At 60.2% G+C, this 17080-nt stretch carries 14 protein-coding genes; 10 read left to right on the top strand and 4 right to left on the bottom strand.

The window, feature by feature from the left end; all coding sequences use genetic code 11:
• The first annotated feature begins 162 nt into the window (after positions 1-162).
• A complete protein-coding gene (locus RCH10_RS23270) occupies positions 163-483 on the top strand; it encodes a S24 family peptidase (RefSeq protein ID WP_409054273.1) in 321 nt (106 codons plus the stop codon).
• A 360-nt stretch (positions 484-843) separates the two neighbouring features.
• On the opposite strand, the gene RCH10_RS23265 is transcribed toward RCH10_RS23270, so the two are convergent.
• On the bottom strand, positions 844-2142 hold the full coding sequence (locus RCH10_RS23265; RefSeq protein WP_323498597.1) for a replication initiation protein: 1299 nt from the start codon (positions 2140-2142) through the stop codon (positions 844-846).
• A gap of 592 nt (positions 2143-2734) precedes the next feature.
• Here RCH10_RS23265 and RCH10_RS23260 point away from each other — a divergent pair.
• From RCH10_RS23260 to RCH10_RS23245, 4 genes are all read left to right on the top strand, one after another.
• Complete coding sequence (locus RCH10_RS23260; protein ID WP_409054272.1) at positions 2735-3970, top strand: AAA family ATPase; 1236 nt, start codon at positions 2735-2737, stop codon at positions 3968-3970.
• 234 nt (positions 3971-4204) lie between these two features.
• On the top strand, positions 4205-5281 hold the full coding sequence (locus RCH10_RS23255; protein WP_409054271.1) for a ParB/RepB/Spo0J family partition protein: 1077 nt from the start codon (positions 4205-4207) through the stop codon (positions 5279-5281).
• 388 nt (positions 5282-5669) lie between these two features.
• Positions 5670-5924 carry a hypothetical protein gene (locus tag RCH10_RS23250; RefSeq protein ID WP_409054270.1) on the top strand — a complete coding sequence of 85 codons (255 nt, stop codon included), beginning with the start codon at positions 5670-5672 and terminating at the stop codon, positions 5922-5924.
• A gap of 50 nt (positions 5925-5974) precedes the next feature.
• Entirely contained in the window at positions 5975-7846 is a 1872-nt protein-coding gene (locus tag RCH10_RS23245; protein ID WP_409054269.1) for a phage integrase family protein, read from the top strand.
• A gap of 242 nt (positions 7847-8088) precedes the next feature.
• On the opposite strand, the gene RCH10_RS23240 is transcribed toward RCH10_RS23245, so the two are convergent.
• Complete coding sequence (locus tag RCH10_RS23240; RefSeq protein ID WP_409054268.1) at positions 8089-8391, bottom strand: antibiotic biosynthesis monooxygenase; 303 nt, start codon at positions 8389-8391, stop codon at positions 8089-8091.
• A gap of 109 nt (positions 8392-8500) precedes the next feature.
• Between RCH10_RS23240 and RCH10_RS23235 the strand changes: the two genes are divergently transcribed.
• Entirely contained in the window at positions 8501-9463 is a 963-nt protein-coding gene (locus tag RCH10_RS23235; RefSeq protein WP_409054267.1) for a GlxA family transcriptional regulator, read from the top strand.
• 81 nt (positions 9464-9544) lie between these two features.
• Here RCH10_RS23235 and tnpA read toward each other — a convergent pair whose 3' ends face one another.
• Positions 9545-9961 carry an IS200/IS605 family transposase gene (tnpA, locus tag RCH10_RS23230; RefSeq protein WP_323501920.1) on the bottom strand — a complete coding sequence of 139 codons (417 nt, stop codon included), beginning with the start codon at positions 9959-9961 and terminating at the stop codon, positions 9545-9547.
• Positions 9962-9983: 22 nt separating this feature from the next.
• Between tnpA and RCH10_RS23225 the strand changes: the two genes are divergently transcribed.
• Entirely contained in the window at positions 9984-11255 is a 1272-nt protein-coding gene (locus RCH10_RS23225) for an RNA-guided endonuclease InsQ/TnpB family protein (protein WP_409054266.1), read from the top strand.
• Between the two features lie 519 nt (positions 11256-11774).
• Positions 11775-12137: a hypothetical protein gene (locus tag RCH10_RS23220; RefSeq protein WP_409054265.1), complete on the top strand. Its 363-nt coding sequence runs from the start codon at positions 11775-11777 to the stop codon at positions 12135-12137.
• 824 nt (positions 12138-12961) lie between these two features.
• Here the strand turns inward: RCH10_RS23220 and RCH10_RS23215 are convergent.
• Positions 12962-14596, bottom strand: a complete 1635-nt coding sequence (locus RCH10_RS23215) for an alkaline phosphatase family protein (RefSeq protein WP_409054264.1) — start codon at positions 14594-14596, stop codon at positions 12962-12964.
• A 769-nt stretch (positions 14597-15365) separates the two neighbouring features.
• Here RCH10_RS23215 and RCH10_RS23210 point away from each other — a divergent pair.
• Positions 15366-15671 (top strand): hypothetical protein, encoded by a 306-nt coding sequence (locus RCH10_RS23210; RefSeq protein WP_409054263.1) that lies wholly within the window; start codon positions 15366-15368, stop codon positions 15669-15671.
• Positions 15672-16428: 757 nt separating this feature from the next.
• Positions 16429-16734 carry an SWIB/MDM2 domain-containing protein gene (locus RCH10_RS23205; RefSeq protein WP_409054262.1) on the top strand — a complete coding sequence of 102 codons (306 nt, stop codon included), beginning with the start codon at positions 16429-16431 and terminating at the stop codon, positions 16732-16734.
• Positions 16735-17080: the final 346 nt, after the last annotated feature.

Genomic DNA, 17080 nt, shown 5'->3' with positions numbered 1-17080 from the left:
CGGTAGACAGCGCATCGACAACTTTGCATCGTCACGTTGGAAAACCCTCGCACAATATTCTCTTTCGGACTCGGCCCTCCAACTTGATGTTGGATGAATCGACGGCACCCCGGCGGCTGCCCTGCTGGCGGCGTTGACGCCGGGCGTGGCTCTCTTCCCTTCGTGCAGGGCAAACTGACCGCGGGCACTCCGTCGCCGGTTGACGATTTCCTGACCAAGCGCCACGATCGCAACGAGCTGCTGATCAAGCATCCGCGGGCCCCCTTCTTTTGGCAGACCAGTGGCCAGTTGATGCCCGAAGTGGGCATGGACGACGGAGTGATCCTGGTGGCCGACCGGGCGTTGAAACCACGGCGCTGCTGTATCGTGGTGGCGCAGGTCGACAATGACCTCACCGTCAAGACATTGCACAAGCGAGCGCACTGCGTGAAACTTGTGCCGCCGAATCCAACCTTCCCCGAGATTTCGTTCCGCGAGGGCTAGCAGTTCATCATCTGCGGCCTGGTCACCACCGCCCTCAAGCGCCTTGCGCCTTGATCGAGCCGTCTCGGCTGCAATGCAGGGCGGCCGAGCGCCCTGCCCTTCCCTGTTTGCGTAAGGTGCGGCGCCTACATGCCGTCATTGACGGGAACAATTCATCGGTGTCGCCGGCATACGTGACCTCACGCGCGGCTCGCAGGCCGTACGCGAGCGCCTCCTGCAACGGACCGGGATCCCGAGCGGCATCGGCGGCGGGTCGATAAGACCTTAGTCAGGCTGGCAAGCCATGCGGCGAGGTCAACCGATTTGTATCCCGACAGCGACCTGTTTGACTGAGTGTTTGCCTAAGTAACTACCCACTTCTTAGACGCCCACTACGCCACGTTGCAGGGCAAAGTCAAGCAACACGCGATCGGTCGGCTCTTCGGGCCAAGTCTCCTGAGCCAGCCACTTAAAGAAAGTGGTGCCGGCGATCCGGCTGGCCGGACCGTCCCTCCGCCACGCCCGCGCGATCGGCGCTGCGATCTTTCCCAACTGCAGCGACTCAAATCGGCTACAGGTTTCAGCCTGCATCGAACCCAGCATTTCAGCAAATACAGCCCTCGCCTGACCGACGCGGTCGTTCTCCCACAATTCGCGGATACGACGCAGCCGGTCGGCCTCCGTCAGCACCGGGAGCGACGACGCGGCGGGCGCTGGCCCCGGCGCTGACGCCGCGGTAGCTGTGACGCCCGCGTAGCCCTTTTTCAACGCATCCTTGAAGTACGCCGCCGGCGACTTCAACGGAGGCATGGCATTGTTGCGCAAGCGTTGGTCTAGGTGGTCTAGCGTGGCGCGGATCTGGCCTTCGTCCGTGGTGGCGTAGAGGTCCTGCGCCTCATCCTGCTTGATGCCCAGGGTGATCAGACGCCCCACCAGTTCCAAATCGAAGATGTTGCGATTCGGCGCGTCGATGTCGCCCAAGCGTTGCTGCAGCTTGGGCACCACCCTGAACTGGATTTCTTCGATCTTGCGACCCCGCTTGTGCTCGATCAATTCGAGCCCGAAGTCTTCGCACAAGGCATCGATCTCCGCGAGCGCTTTATTGATGACGTCGCGCTTGAGAAAGCGGTAGTCGACTTCCTTGATGTCGCTGCGCCCGGTTAGAACGGCTGCCCACCACATCACGTCCTCGCGCATCGACAGGCGACCGGGAGAAGTGAGATAGCGGGCGCCGATTTCGTAGAGAACGGCAGCGGAGTAGCTGCGCATCTGGCTGCTCATCTCCAGCAGCACGCGCGTGTACTGGTGTGGCTTGACCAGCCGTTCCTTGATTTCTTCCGGATAGCGCCAGGTCACCATGCAGGGGCGGCCCCTGCCCTGCTCTTCGATCGTCACCGTTCCCAGCAACTGCGACGAAACCCACCGCTTGAGCGTACTGCTGCTAGTCGACCACTCGATGGTGGTGGCCTGCATATCCCGCAGATGTGACTTCAGCAGTTCGGTGTTGTTTGAGTTGAAGCGGGCGTCGCCGATCAGTTCGCTCAACGCGAGCCGGTATTCAGGCTCGTCGACGCCCTGCCTCTGGGAGTGGTACAGCAGCGCGTTGTAGATTCGTCTGGACAGCAAGGTTAGGCGACCGCGCTTGGGACGGATCGCGATCGCTTCGTTTGCCTTTGCCACGCTTTGCTCTTCTGCGGTCGGCTGCGCGCGCTGTGGCGCTCGGGATGGGAGTTCGGCTTCGTCAGTCACGGACGTGGTGGATATTGGAGAGCGCACATCATGGGGCTGTATTGTGATCAGGTCAATTCACAGATGGCGGGCGGTTGTGTCTTGGTTCAGTTGAGTTAAACACTTGGGGATTTGAAGAGTTGGCATGCCAGATTCCTGAAGCACGACAGTGACTTATCTTCGTTTGCGTGAGGATTGTTGGGCTTCAATGTGAGAACCGATGGGATTGCATGTGATGGTTCTTGGGATTTCGGGCCGTGCAGCGTGAGAAGGGATGGGCTTCAATGTGTGTGGATATGGGATACCGCACCCCTTCTCCGCTCAAATAGCTCTGGGACGCCGAGCCTGCAGCGCTCAAAGCCTTGAAAGCACGTCTTCGTCAGCAGATTTCGCCCATTCGAGAGGTCGGTTGACGTGGGCGATGGAAGCGGTCCCCAACGCAGCTCACAATAGTCGCGCGTCCAATGCGCACGGTTTCCGCATATCTTGTTCATTCTATGGATTCTCGTAGAATCACCGGATTCTGTCGAACAAGGCGAGTCTCATGTCAGCAATTCTTCCCCCGGCCGCTGGAAACCTGGTTTCCACCGAGTCCCAAGTGCCGCGGCGCCAAAGCATCAATATGGAGAAGATCGCAGCGTTGGCACTGCGAGCTGGCTCCATGGTCGAGCAGATTAGGGGCATGCTGCTGGCGCCTGACGCGCGCAAGCTGCCGCCCACCTTTTCTACTGCACAACTGGCTTCGCTATGCCGGGTTGATAAGGCCCACGTGGCCTATCGCATCACCAAGGACGACTTGCCCGTTGGCCAGTTGACGCCCTCCGGCGGGAAGCGAACGTTCACGCTTGAGCAGCTGCGCCGCTGGACCCGCACCTATCGTGGCGACCAGATGCGACCGACGGGGCGCAAGGCCATCACGATCGCCGTTGGTAACTTCAAGGGGGGTGTCGCGAAGACCACGACCGCCATGGTTTTGGCGCAGGGCTTGAGCCTTCGCGGGCACCGCGTCCTGGCCATCGACACCGACCCGCAGGGATCGCTCACCACACTGCACGGCCTGCTTCCCGAAGCCGAGGTCAACGAAGAGATGACGATCGGACCGCTGTGCGATGGCTCCGAAACCGACATCCGCTACGCGATCCGCTCTACCTACTGGGATGGTATCGATCTGGTCGCTGCGGCGCCATTCTTGTTCTCCGCAGAGTTCGCGCTACCCGCCCGCCAGATGCGAGTGCCAGACTTCAAATTTTGGGATGTTCTGAACGCCGGCCTGGATTCGGTGCGCGACCTTTACGATGTGATCGTGATCGACACGCCGCCCTCTTTGTCGTACGTGACGATCAATGCCCTGTGGGCTGCTGACGGGATCGTGGTGCCGGTACCCCCTTCGGGCCTGGACTTCGCCTCGTCGGCCCAGTTTTGGGCCCTGCTGGCGGACATGGGAGGCAATCTGGACGCGCAAAGCGCCGACCGTGAAGGTAAGGCTTTTGACTTTCTGCACGTTCTGCTCAGCCGGGTAGACGCGGCAGACCCTGCAATGCCGGCCGTAAGGCAATGGATCCAGGCTACATATGGCGAATACACCTTGCCGGTCGAGATTCCCAAGACCAGCGTGACCAGCAATAAGGCCGCCGAATTCGCTACGGTGTACGACGTGCAGAAATACGAAGGTGCGGCGAAGACATACAAGCGTGCAGTGGACGCCTATGACTCTTTTGTTGAACTGGTCGAGCAATCCATAGTCGGGGCGTGGGCGTCGCCTGAACGGGCAGCGAAATGACAGGTCAAACCGCATCGACGAAAGACAGCGTGGAAACCAGGTTTACACGCTTTGGCATGCAAATTAGGCTCCGTAGGGCGGGGGAGTGCGATGGTGGAAACCAGGTTTCCACGCTGCAGTCCCAGCTTCTTGTCATGCTCCAGCGCGCGCCGGTAAGAGGCGCACTAAGTACCCGCAGGCTCGCCAACTCGAGCAAGCACAGCACCATCGAACCAAATCAACGGAGGCGCCACCATGGCCAGCACACGCAAACGTCTTGAAGCCCTGACGGCAGGGCTGACGATGCCCGTGGCCGCGCCGCCCGTAGAGCGTCTTCCGGTTCGCAGTGAGTCCGAGGGGCCGCCGTCCGTCAATGCCGACGTGGAAACCAGGTTTCCACCAGTCGCCGGGCGCGTGGCCGGCCCGCGCACTGGGCCAGGACAGATGATCGCCTTCCGCGGCCAGATCCAGCAGGTGGAGGGGGAGATGGCTAGCCTTCGCGAGAGGCTGAGCCAGTACGAGGGTTCCGTGCCGACGCGCAAGCTCGACCCCATAAACATTCGACCCAGCCGCTGGGCCAACCGCCACGACGCCTCTTTCAAGATGAGCGCCTTTGCTGGCCTCAAGGCCGACATCGAGCACGCAGGCGGCAACGTCCAACCAATCTTGGTCAAGCCCTTGGAAAAGGAACCGGGCCAGTTTGAAATTGTATTTGGCCACCGTCGCCACAGAGCCTGCCTCGAGCTGGGCATTCCAGTGCTGGCGTCGATCTGGACGGACGAGCTGGGCGACGCAGCTCTCTTCGCGGCCATGGACCGAGAAAACCGCCAACGAGCCGATTTGTCCAGCTACGAGCAGGGCCTGATGTACCAGCGCGCCCTGGAAGAACAACTATTTCCGACCCAACGCCAGCTGGCGGAGGCGGTGGGCGTGAGCCACACCTGGGTACGCAAGGCGCTGATGGTGGCGCAGCTGCCACTGGCCGTTGTCGAGTGCTTCCGGAGTCCACTCGAGATCAGTTTCCGCCACGCGGAGCAGATCAACGTGGTCATGGAAAAGGACCAGCGTGGCGTACTGCGGCGTGTGGAGAAATTGCGCGGCCAGGGGTTGGCGCCGGCCACTTTGGTGGCCAGGTTGCTGGACGCCAAAGTCGGTTTCGACAAACCGGAAAAGATCGAGCTGCAGATCGCCGGGAAGAGGGCCGGTTCGCTGGTGCGATCCAAGGGCGGCGAACTGACGCTCTCCATTTCCGCAGAGGCCGCGACTGATGCAACGCTCGAGGGTTTGGAAGCGGCAATCGGCGAAGCCTTGCGCAGGATCCGCACGCGATGAGTTGACGACAATGTGAGATCCGTTGGGATACTCGATCTAGACGAGCGGCGCCGGAGATTGGACTCAAGATCCGTTTCGCAAAGACGCTCGCACTAGGTGCAACATGCCGGATCAGCTGGTAAAGAATGCCAACAACCCCCAGACCCGAACAGGACGGCGGGTTAAAACCCCCAATCAAATCAACAACTTAGATTGATGTCCTAACTGGTTATCAACTTTGAAAGCAAAATATCGCGTTGATGATAATATTACTTATCATTGGAACAATCATGACCTACAGCTTCGGCCGCTATTTCAGTCACAGCATTCTTTTCTGCAAGCCGGAACAGGTCTGAGTCGTCTGAACACCTCCCAGGGACCGCGCTTCACCCACGCTCACTTCAAGTCGATGACAGTCCGCCAGCCTTACCAGCTCGCCCAAGTCGAGAATGAGGAGCTCGAGCGCCTGTGCGACTCCGGGCGCGCAAGGGCGCTGCACGGCGACCGCGAGGCCTTCGGCATCGCGCAGGCTTTCGAGGTCGAGCGGCGGCGCAGGACCCGGGCGAGCCAGATGCGGAGCCTGCCGCCGGAGGCGACACCGGTTCGCGCCTGGTGGAAGTTCTGGCAAGCCGGTGATGACCACCGACCGATGACATCCACGTGACTCGGCGCAAAACTCCGCCGCGCAAGCTGCACAGTGGACATTTCGCCTTCATGCGGGCGCTGGCACAGGGTTTGGACGAGCGGGCTAGTTGGGACCGCTATCTAGGCCTGGAAGGCGAGCACGCGGATTTGCGCCAGGTGCGCCGGACCAGTGCATGGATCCGGGACCAGTTTGCCGCGGCCGCCCGGCGCGAGCACAGGCCGGGCACGGCCCGGCTGATCTTGCTAGATCCGGATCGGTTCGTCTCCGCCCCAGCCATCCCGAGCCTCGCAGAGTTCGCCGAGGCGAGAGGGATGGAAGACTTCTCGGAAGCCGAGCAGCTCGAAGCCTATGAAGAGGCGTACCCGAGCGCGGGCACGGGAGGGCAGGGCGCTCCCGCAGCCACTTCCCGTCGTGGTCGTGTCATCGAACGACAGCTCGAGGCCTTGCGCTGGCTGCAGGGGCTGGTGGCGCAGGACCCCAAACCAGGCGATGGCGTGGCCGCCTGGCTCAACCCCTCACTGTCGGCACGCCTGGAGCGTGCTGGAATCCCGACGCTCGTTGCACTGGTCGAACGCATCAATGCCATCGGTGCACGGTGGTGGGTGGATGTGCCCGGTGTTGGCGAACTGAAGGCCTTGCGGATCTTGGACTGGCTGCACGCGAACGAAGAGGTGCTAGGGCTTCAAGTCGGCGTCCACGCAGAGACGCCGAGGGCGCAGCTTTCACAGGTCGACCTTGCCGCAGTCGTTCCTGCCGCAACAGCCATTCGTCCCTACGAGAAATTCGTCTTGCCCGCCGAACTCAACGGCAACGCAGGGCGCTATCGTGCGCCGCGCGAGAAGTGCCGCTTGATGGCGGCCGACGACCGTGAGGCCGTCGGTGCGTGGCTGGCTTCGAAGAAAGCAGGCGTCGAAGACGGCACTCTGTCTTCTACGCAGCGGGCGTATCGCAAGGAAGCCGAACGCCTGCTGCTGTGGGCCATCCTCGAGCGCAAGAAGGCACTGTCGTCGTTGTCTGAAGAAGATACGACGGCGTTCCGATCGTTTCTGTCGGCGCCGCCGGCGACCTGGTGTGGCCCGCGGCACCGACAGCGCTGGTCGCCGTTGTGGCGGCCTCTGGAAGGTCCGCTGGGCACGGTGGCGTTGAGGCAGTCGCTGATCATCCTTAGAAGCCTGTTTGGCTATTGGGTGAGCCAAGGGTATGTCGTCGGCAATCCGTTCGCTGCGGTGGCGCTGCCACCCGGACCACAGCGGCCACTGGGATCGAGCAGGACGCTGACGTTTGCGCAGTGGGATCACATCGACGCGTTGTTGCAGGGGCATTGCGACTCACAGATGGACCGGCGACTCCGGCGCAGCATGCACTGGCTTTATGAGACGGGCCTGCGCTTGGCCGAGATCACGGCCGCAAGGTGTGAAGATCTGGAACGGGTCGACTACCGGACCGATGATGGCGCGATGGCGACCGGCTGGCTGCTGTTGGTAACCGGTAAAGGCGGGCGGAACCGGCAGGTGCCTGTGCCAGGAGAGCTTGTCGAGGAATTGGGCGACGAACTGGCACGGCACGGGTTCGAGCGGCAGGTGGGCGCGATGAGCAACCGCGGCACCCACGTGCTGGCGCGCTTTGACAGCGGAGTGAAGCAACCGGCCTCATGGTCGGCCTCCGCGCTTTATCAGGCACTCAAAGCATTTATGGCGGAGGCAAGCAAAAGCCTGCCTGAATCCGATGCGGAGCAACTGATGAAGTTCAGCACGCACTGGTTGAGGCATTCGCACGCGTCGCATGCGCTGCAGGGTAGGGGAGTGCAAAGGCCGGTGCCGCTGCAGGTGGTGCAGAACAACCTCGGGCACGTGTCGATCGGGACGACTTCGATGTACCTGACCACTGAGCGTGATGAGCGGACGAAGGCAATGCAAGCGTTTTGGAAAACCAAAATTTAGCTGGCAAAAGCTGGCGCCAGCGAAGGAGCATGCAGTGTGGCCATCATCGGCGATGACTGTGGCGGTAGGACATATTCATTGAGTGGGCACGAAAGCATGTAACCACGACATGTACGGGCTACCCGATTGGAAGAGGGGCGAGGTCGAGGCCCACAGCACGTTCATGCCGGGCCGACGACCGAAGCCCTCGGCATGCGCTCTGCTCGAGTACCTTATCGAGGAACTGCGTCGCTAGGGTTTGGTCATCCAGGCAACTTCGCCGCGAGCAGATCGATTTTCTCGATGTTCGGCGGCGTGCTGAGCAACGCCGCGGCGTTGGCCGTCAACGCCGCGGCGATCGGGCCATGCAGATGGGCCTCACGGCCTTCCTCGTCAGCAAAGGTGTCGAAGACACCGAACGTCGACGGGCCGAATTGCAGCGCGAACCAGGTGGTGGTGCCCGACTCGGCATTGGCGAGCGCCAACGCGCCAGCCAAAAAGGCGGCAACCGCAGCCTCCTGGCCGGGCTTGGCTTCCAGACGGACGAACAGGGCGAATTTGGACATGGAGTGCTTCTCTCGTTGAACAGGTAAATGGATTGGCGAGTGGTAAGTCTCTGCGCCGCACGGACAATCAGCGAGTGGCAAGAAAGCCAACATTGATACCATTACTGCCATGCGTATTCACATTCTGGTTCTCGACGGCGTGTTCGACTTGGGCCTTGCGGCCCTTACCGACACGCTGGACACGGCGAACCAAGTGGCTGGGTTGCTCGCACACCCGCCGTCGCCAGTCGAAGTGGCGTTGGTAGGGGTGCGACGGCGGGTGCGCACCGCGCAGGGGCTGACCGTGCCGGTGGTACCCCTGCACGGTGCGGTGAAGCCCGACGTCGTGCTCGTGCCCGCGCTCGGCGCCAAGATGCCGGACACGCTCGCGGCTCGACTTGCACACGCCGACATGGCCGACGCGGCCGTCGTATTGCAGCAGTGGTCAAACGCTGGTGCGGTCGCTGGCGCCGCGTGCACCGGCACATTCGTGCTGGCCGAGAGCGGGTTGCTCGACGGTCAGCGCGCCACGACGTCGTGGTGGCTGGCTCCGATGTTTCGGCAGCGCTATGCGAAGGTGATGCTCGACGAGTCCCGCATGCTCGTGAACTCGGCGCGCTTCATCACGGCTGGCGCGGCCCTCGCTCATATCGACCTTGCGCTGAGCATCGTCCGCAGCCGCAGCCCGGCGCTGGCGGCGCTGGCGGCGCGCTATCTGCTGGTCGAAGCGCGCGGCTCGCAAGCCGAGTTCGTGATCCCCGATCACCTCTCTCACGCCGACCCCGTGGTCGAGCGCTTCGAGGGCTGGGCCCGCCAGCAACTCGCGCGAGGCTTCTCGCTCGAAGAAGCGGCTGTCGCAGTCGGCGCCAGCAAACGCACGCTGGCTCGGCGCCTGCACAGCGTGTTGGGCAAGACACCGCTGTCGTACTTTCAGGATCTGCGAGTCGAGCGTGCGGTACAGCTACTGCGCACCAGCAGTGAAAGCATCGATCAAATCGCCACGCAGATCGGCTACTCCGACGGAGTCACTTTGCGCGTCCTTCTGCGACGCAAGCTTGGTCGCGGTGTGAGGGAGTTGCGCGCGCGTATCTGATCGGAGTGCGCGTCAAACCTCGCCCTTCAGGGCGGGGAAGGAAAGCGCGAACAGCGAAGCTGGCCCTGTATCCGGCGGCGGTCAGTGAGGTGTCTGCTGCTGTTCGATGTACTGCCGGATGGCGGCAATCGAGGCGCCCCCGCAGCTCCCGGCGAAGTAGCTTGGCGACCAGAGGGCGCCATCCCAGAGCTTTTTGTGAATGGTCGGGTACTGTTTGAGCCGAATCATCCGACTGGATACGCCCTTCAGGCTGTTCACCAGATTCGACACCGCAACTTTGGGCGGGTAGTTCACCAGCAGATGCACATGGTCGTCCTCCCCGTCGAACTCCACCAGCTGCGCCTCGAAGTCCGCACAGACGCCAGCAAAGACAATTCGCAGGTCGTCGAGGATCTTTTTGGTGAAAACGCCACGTCGGTATTTGGTGACGAAGACCAAATGCACATGCATCAGGAAAACGCAGTGTCTTCCCTTGCGAATATCTTCGTCGGTGTTCATCAGACCAAGTATAGTTAAAGCCATGCTGCGGCTCCAGGCTTTCAAGTTCGAACTCATGCCCAACGGCGAGCAGGAGCGCGATATGCGCCGCTTCGCGGGCTCGTGCCGGTTCGTCTTCAACAAGGCCCTGGCCTTGCAAAAGGCCAACTACGAGGCCGGCGGCAAGTTCATCGGCTATGTGGCCATGGCGAAGTTGCTCACCGTCTGGCGAAACAGCATTGAGACGCCGTGGCTCAAAGACGCTCCAGTGCATCCTTTGCAGCACGCCCTCAAAGACCTGGAGCGGGCCTACAAGAACTTCTTCTCCAACGTCAAAGCCGGGCGCCAACCCGGCTTTCCTCGCTTCAAGCGCAAGGACTCTGCGGCGCGCTTGCGCTACCCCGACGCCAAGCAGTTCGAGGTCGACCAGGCCAATGGTCGGGTGAAGCTGCCCAAGCTGGGGTGGATGCGCTACCGCGCGAGCCGGGACGTGCTGGGGAGGCCCAAGAACATCACGGTCAGCTCGTCGGGCGGCAAGTGGTTCTTCTCTGTCCAGACAGAACGCGAGGTCGAGCCACCGATGCTGCGCTCGGTGGAGGCGATCACGGCCATCGGCATCGATGTCGGCATTGCGCGGTTCGCGACCTTCAGCGACGGCAGCTTCGTGGCCCCACTGTCCAGCTTCAAGAGACACGAAGTGCGTCTTCGCCGTTACCAACGGTCGATGAGTCGCAAGAAGAAGTTCAGCAACAACTGGAAGAAGGCCAGGACCAAGGTTCAGAACATCCACGGCCGTATCGCCAACGCCCGCAAAGACTTCCTGCACAAGAACACGACTGCCATCAGCAAAAACCACGCGATGGTCGTTGTCGAGGATCTGCAGGTGCGCAACATGAGCCGGTCGGCCAAAGGCGATGTCCAAACGCCCGGCAAGCAAGTGCGGCAGAAGGCAGGGCTGAACAAAGCCATCCTCGATCAAGGCTGGTTCGAATTCAGGCGTCAGCTGGACTACAAGCTGAACTGGAGCGGCGGCATGCTGGTTGCAGTGCCTGCGCACTACACCAGCCAGACCTGTCCGGCCTGCGGACACGTGGCCGCTGGCAACCGTAAGACGCAGGCGCTGTTCGCCTGTCTGGACTGCGGCTACGAGAACAACGCCGACGTTGTCGGCGCAATGAACATACTGGCGCGGGGACACCGCGTCATAGCCTGTGGAGAGGACGGCTCTGGCCGTGGTCGCAAGACCACCGCGAAACCAGCCTCTGTGAAGCAGGAACCCGCCGAAGCGACTGCGCGTGAGCTCACTCATGCGTAGCACCGTAGGAATCCCCGCCCTTCAGGGCGGGGAGGATGTCAAGATCGGTGGTTAACGTGATCAGAATCGCAGCGCCGTCCGTGATGCGTTCATCTTGAAAGGAGAGATGCCCTGGATATAGCGGTGCACCGTGCTCTCCGACCTATGCCCCGTCTGCCTTTGGTTAGACCATGTCGATGCTCCAGCTTGCGCCGCAGCCGTCACAAACCCGACTCGAAGACTATTCGCCGAGAACGGCGACGCGTACAAAACCTTGGACTACCTGGAAGTAGTTCACGTATTCCTACGAAGATCGAATCTGAGCAGTCGAGCTTTACGTCAAACTTGCTTTTCAGGACTGCACCTACCGCAGTTCTCGGTCTGGCGCAGAGCTTGAATTACTTCTTTATCGATCACGTATTCCTGAGTGACGGACACCTTTAGAAACAGTCTTCACACGCCAGTCGGTCGACGTTGCACGGCTGGCATGCGTTGGATGGTGACATAGGAGCGGCGCTCGCTCCCGGTAGGAGACCTCCCATGAACCTCAATCGCTCAAATTTGTTCCGACACCTAGCAGTCGGTGCGGCCTGTATATCAGCCCTCTTGGCCGCTGCGTCGGCCAGCGCCCAGGTCAACTGGTCCATTGGGATCAATGCACCGGGCCCGGTTTACTACGAGCCTGCACCGGTTTTCTCGCGTCCGGCGCCGATCTACTATCAACCGTCTCCGCCGGTGTACTACCGCCAAGCTCCTCAGGCGTACTACTCCCCGCCGCCGGTGTACTACGGACCCTCAGCGCAATATCAATACGAGCGTGGCGACCACTGGCGCCGTGAACACGAACACGAGCACGGGGACCACGACCATCACCATCACCGCGAATGGGATGATCGCGACTGAGTTCGATGCGTTTGCTGGATACGAAGGCAGTGGCAGCGATCGTTGCATAAGGGGCTCGACGCCTATGTTGTACTGCAGGTCGAGACTTGAACCCGACACCAGGACTTAACTGACCCATGGGAGTGTCGCGATCAAATAGAGCCAAGCCGAGCCTATCGCGCACGCCCGGAGTGCATCCCGAATGCGTGAGTATTGCGCCGCTCGCGAACGGACCCAGATGCCGAAATCTCATTCACCCATGAGTAGGTGGTAGAAATCAGTGCTGGCACTTGGGCGGGGCCGTGACGGTTAGGGTCAGCCAAGTGTCCGCCTCAGAGGGAGCAATGCGCCTGTGCGGACAATTGCGCGGATATTGAGGCGTTGCCAGAACAGGTATTGCGAACACGCGACTTGCTTTCTGCGACGCACCATGACTAAGTGCGCTTTCGTTAGGTTTTGCGCATTTGGCTGCGGAGCTTCGAAGCTGATCCATCACACCGGGCCAGATGTAACTAAAATTAGTTACATGGAAAACGGAACCGAAACAAATTTTGGATGGTGGACGGACAAGCCGGAGCGCCCAATACGGGCGTGCAGAAGTGCGGGCCCTCGCGAGCTGGCGGTACGGGAGGGCGGCACAGTCTGGTTCTGCTCGGCAGTGGTCATTGCCTTGGTTCTCACATTTGCGTGGGCGCTGGCAAGGTTGGCCGGATCGTAAGTCCACGGGGCATCCAGACACCGGGCACGTATCGGGGGAGCGCGCGTGCGCACAGGGTATATCTGGTCGTGGAGCTCGCAGGCGGCCAACCGCAAGCCGGACCCGCGGCCCCAACAACCCAAGGCATTTAGAAGCTCAGACCGGGGAGTACCGAAGTGCCTTCCAGTTTCACTGAATTCAGCAGGTTCGGATCCAGCTTGAGTGACGTCAGTATCGTTGGTGCCACCTGCGTAGTCATAACCATTGCAGTGTTGGTCTGCGCAATGATTGACGGCTTCGATACGATGAGCGCGACATGACTATCGTCAGGTGCGTTGCCGCCGTGCTCGGCGTCTTTACTCTTGCTGCTCGTGTAAATCACGCCCGGATTGGGCTGCACGATGATGTCGGGTGTGCGCCCTGAAGCTGGGTCACCGAACTTTGCCGTGAGCGCTGCCCCGGATAAAATGCTGGCGCCTGCTCCATTGGCGCAAATTCCCGGGACGGTGCAACCTAAATTCGCATTGAGTGTGGCAACCGCTGCTGCAACCTGCCGCTGGTCTTTCAGCCAAATGAGGCCTAAATCATCCGTCTGAATGATGCCGGTGCCCGACAGCCCGGTTCCGTCGTTCAGGTTGCCAGTGGCGGTGGCGTTTTGCCCCCAGTTGCCGGCAGCGTCCAAATAGCCGCTGGATTGCACCAGCGCTGTCAGCGTGTCGCCATTCTTCACCAGTGTGCTGTGGTCGGCTGGTGATTGTCCATGTTTGGCTGTTAAGACAAGCAATGTCGAAGTCAGCAGATTCTTTGCACTCAGCTCTGCTATCACTTTCCCGATTGCAGTGTCTACGTAGGCTATGGAGGCGGAGACCTGAACGCCTGGCGTGAACGTCGCGTCTGTATAGCCGCCGCCGCTGGCATTGGTTGCCTTTTGCGCCACGCTCAGCGTCTGAAAGTTGGTGCCGAAAACCGTAGGAACCGCCGCGGCAGATGTGCCTGTCGAGTTCTTTCCATCGATCTGATTGAGGATGGCCTGCACGTGCATGTCATCGAATTTCTCGGTGTGAGCGAATTTGTCTGTGTATTCGGTTCCCGTGGCGGCATCGACTGAATTGATTTCGGTGCGCGCCAAGTCGTCAACGCCCTTGCCTGACGGACCATTCAACCAGTCGTAACCCCAAGCATGCTTGTCGGCCCAAGCAGTGCGCGCACCAGCAAGGTTTGCTTTCACCACCTCAAAGACCGTATTGGTCTGAATGTAGTCGTGTGGAAAAACGGGCATGCAGTTGCCATTCACTTTGACGTGCGGAATAGCTTGCGGGTTGAAAGTGCCGCCGCCATCGAGATGGATGCGGGCACCGCCATTGACGCTATCGATGCCAACGGTTTCGTCGAACACGACGTTCCAGCCTTGCACGCCAGCGCATGCGGTGTCACTCGGTGCGTAAAGCGTGCGGTCATAGGAGACGTCGTAGAACAGCCCAGTAGTCTTCGGAGAACCGCCGGTAACCAGCGCGGCCAGCCCCGGGAACGAATCCGACAGCCCAGGGGTGGACGCGTTGGTGTAGTTAACACCCGTTTGCGCCAGTGCGGCAATCGACGGACAGGTTTTTGCCGCGATGCAGTGGGCCACGTCCTGCTCATGCAGACCATCCACACTGATCAGAAGTACATGCGCAACCGCAGGAGCGGAAGAAAGCAGAACACTGCTGTCGCCAGAGCCACCGCCACATGCAGAGAGCACACCGGTAGCAACGATGGTCAGGGGCAGAAGGTATCGCTTCATAAGATAGGAAATAAGTGGATTGACCAGATACCAAAGCTATCTGGGGAACATGACAAGCTTGTGACGTTGACTGGAGTGAATTCGGCTTTAGCAAGCGGATTGGAGTTAGCTCCGTGCCGATGCATATATGGCTGCCCTGGCAGGGATTGGATGCCGCACCGCTGAGATTGCGGGCCTTGTGCAGCACGCTCACCCGTTGGATAAGGTAGTGAGTTCGCATGGCCAGCACGGCAATACAGGAAGCCCAACATTAGCAAGAAGATGCCCGGGCGCACGATCATCGATATCTGCTGCGCGCGATGCCTGTCACCCGGTGTTACTCCATGCTCCTAGGGCCGCGCGATGGACATCAGCTCAATCCCGATGACCCAGGGCGTGGTTTATTTGGATGTGGTGATCGACTGGTATTGCTGCCAGGTGCCGGTCTAGCGCGTGTCGATCTCGATAGACACCAAGATGTTTACAAATGGTGTGAAGGAGGCGATAGCGCAACACGGCACGCCTAAGTTCTTGCACACCAACCAGGCCAGTGAGGGCATATTCAATCGGTCGTGGTAATACTAGGTTTGCGAATAAACTTTAGGCACTCGTGCAATGTCTCTGCCGGTGGCGCTCACGCTCTTGTGCGAGACGAGGGCGGCAGCCACAACAGTGTTTGATTCGCGCGCGCAACTCTCTCACTCAAATAGGCGCACACCTACGTTCCGTTCCTTGCCGTGACGCTACGGTCGCGGTCACGCGCCACCCCGGTGCGTCAAAGGAGACATCGATGAAGAAATTACTGCTTGCTTTTGCCGCCTGTGCAATATCTGCCGCGGCGATCAGCCAACCGATGGATCAGCGGGATGGCAGGGAGATGGACCGCCATTTCGGCGACCGGCGCAGCATGGAGCAGCGCGAAATGGAGCACCGCGACATGATGCAGCGCGCGATAGACCAGCGGGACCGTGGCGGAAGCGAAATGGACCGTCGTGAAATGGAACATGGCGACATGCACCAGCGTCGCCACGCGCGGAGTTGGATGCCGGCCCGCCGCGATGGCGAAGGCCACCGCATGCGTGGGCATTACGAATAGAGATTGTCTTCGGCGCATTTTCAGTCGGGCTGTCGTGGCGCCGGCTTCTTCGGAACCACCGTCCCACTCGGACATCTTGTGCGACTCGAAGTTGCATCGCAAACGACCAATTTGCACGCCAAATAAAGGAGAGTCGCACCAGAGCTCGACGCTTTCCTCCTCCTTCTAGTACGGCGATGACCTACCGATGCGACGCGTAGCGCTTCGCTTGCGTTCATCCCAGGTGTGTCGATCCATGCGCGTTCCATAGTGCAGCGCCTGCGTCGCATTACCCGGCGCCGCAGTTGGTTGCCGTGGAGGGACAGGTCTCGGCCTGTGGGACTGCACCGTGCCGTTCGAAAGGCCCGAATCTCCGCGGCGGTGTGCGTAACCCGCAGCGATGCCCGATTCAGACCGATTTGATTTCAGGTTCCGTTGGTGTGGCGCGCATGTAAGTCCCCGATGCACTGAAACCCCGGGACAAAAGCTTGGTAGTCAATAGTCTCAATTAGTTGATGCACCGTGGTCTGTGTAAACTCGATATTTTCTGCGCATAGTACAAGACTCGCCGGCATCGCGCGGACGCATGCGGCAACCCACATCTACCGTCGAAACAAGCCACGACGTTTACTTGCACGGCGAGACTTCCAGCCAAATCGAGTGGCACGCGTTCTCAACCTCGATGCTCACGAATAACCACGTAGTCGAAGCTTCACAGGGAAAAGCGTTTTTTTTTGTACCATTACCGTCTGTCAACAGCACCACAAAATCAAACCTAATGGCAACTGAAAAAAAAGCTACTGCAAAATTAATCGCGCCTGCGGCGCCAGCGAAAAAGAAGGTTAGCCCTTCGTTCATGAAAGCACTCACACTGAGTCCGGCGCTGGCTGCGGTGATTGGGCCCACGCCGGTGCCGCGCACTGAGATCGTGAAGCTGCTCTGGGTTTACATCAAGGAGCACGACCTCCAGGACAAGGCCAACAAACGCAACATCAACGCCGACGCAAAGCTGCTCGAGGTCTTCGGCAAGCCTCAAGTCACGATGTTTGAAATGGCCGGCCTGATTGGCAAGCATGTTTCTTAAGCAATCGAAGCGCCGGTAGCCTCGTAACACTGCCTGCCTCTGCACGCGAGTCCGCTAGTTGTTCAGGAGCTTTCTGCCGATAAGCGACGGGCACAGGCTCACCACTTCCGGATCAAATTTTCTCAACTTCGCCACGGAACTTTTGCGCGCCGCCGCGGAGACCCCGCCTCGGGGCTGGCGATTGTGCGACTGGCGTGCCGTCAGCGAGTTCCGCTTAATGACGCGGTGCAATGCCCACCATACCTCTTGCAGGGCGCTGGCTGCAAAACTAGAGTCTAGGAATTCCGACATATAGCCAGTCGAAGATTTCATCCGCATCCCCTCTTGCTCAAAAACGTGCCTACGC

Source organism: Variovorax sp. GrIS 2.14, assembly GCF_046115955.1.
In the GTDB taxonomy this organism is placed as follows: domain Bacteria; phylum Pseudomonadota; class Gammaproteobacteria; order Burkholderiales; family Burkholderiaceae_C; genus Variovorax.
This window is presented reverse-complemented; position numbering and strand designations above follow the sequence as displayed.

What these genes read in the sequence shown, in the direction of transcription:
- RCH10_RS23260 (WP_409054272.1), top strand. Translation starts at nt 2,735, where the DNA reads ATGTCAGCAATTCTTCCCCCGGCCGCTGGAAACCTGGTTTCCACCGAG.
- RCH10_RS23255 (WP_409054271.1), top strand. Translation starts at nt 4,205, where the DNA reads ATGGCCAGCACACGCAAACGTCTTGAAGCCCTGACGGCAGGGCTGACG.
- RCH10_RS23250 (WP_409054270.1), top strand. Translation starts at nt 5,670, where the DNA reads ATGACAGTCCGCCAGCCTTACCAGCTCGCCCAAGTCGAGAATGAGGAG.
- RCH10_RS23245 (WP_409054269.1), top strand. Translation starts at nt 5,975, where the DNA reads ATGCGGGCGCTGGCACAGGGTTTGGACGAGCGGGCTAGTTGGGACCGC.
- RCH10_RS23240 (WP_409054268.1), bottom strand. Translation starts at nt 8,391, where the DNA reads ATGTCCAAATTCGCCCTGTTCGTCCGTCTGGAAGCCAAGCCCGGCCAG.
- RCH10_RS23235 (WP_409054267.1), top strand. Translation starts at nt 8,501, where the DNA reads ATGCGTATTCACATTCTGGTTCTCGACGGCGTGTTCGACTTGGGCCTT.
- tnpA (WP_323501920.1), bottom strand. Translation starts at nt 9,961, where the DNA reads ATGAACACCGACGAAGATATTCGCAAGGGAAGACACTGCGTTTTCCTG.
- RCH10_RS23225 (WP_409054266.1), top strand. Translation starts at nt 9,984, where the DNA reads ATGCTGCGGCTCCAGGCTTTCAAGTTCGAACTCATGCCCAACGGCGAG.
- RCH10_RS23220 (WP_409054265.1), top strand. Translation starts at nt 11,775, where the DNA reads ATGAACCTCAATCGCTCAAATTTGTTCCGACACCTAGCAGTCGGTGCG.
- RCH10_RS23215 (WP_409054264.1), bottom strand. Translation starts at nt 14,596, where the DNA reads ATGAAGCGATACCTTCTGCCCCTGACCATCGTTGCTACCGGTGTGCTC.
- RCH10_RS23210 (WP_409054263.1), top strand. Translation starts at nt 15,366, where the DNA reads ATGAAGAAATTACTGCTTGCTTTTGCCGCCTGTGCAATATCTGCCGCG.
- RCH10_RS23205 (WP_409054262.1), top strand. Translation starts at nt 16,429, where the DNA reads ATGGCAACTGAAAAAAAAGCTACTGCAAAATTAATCGCGCCTGCGGCG.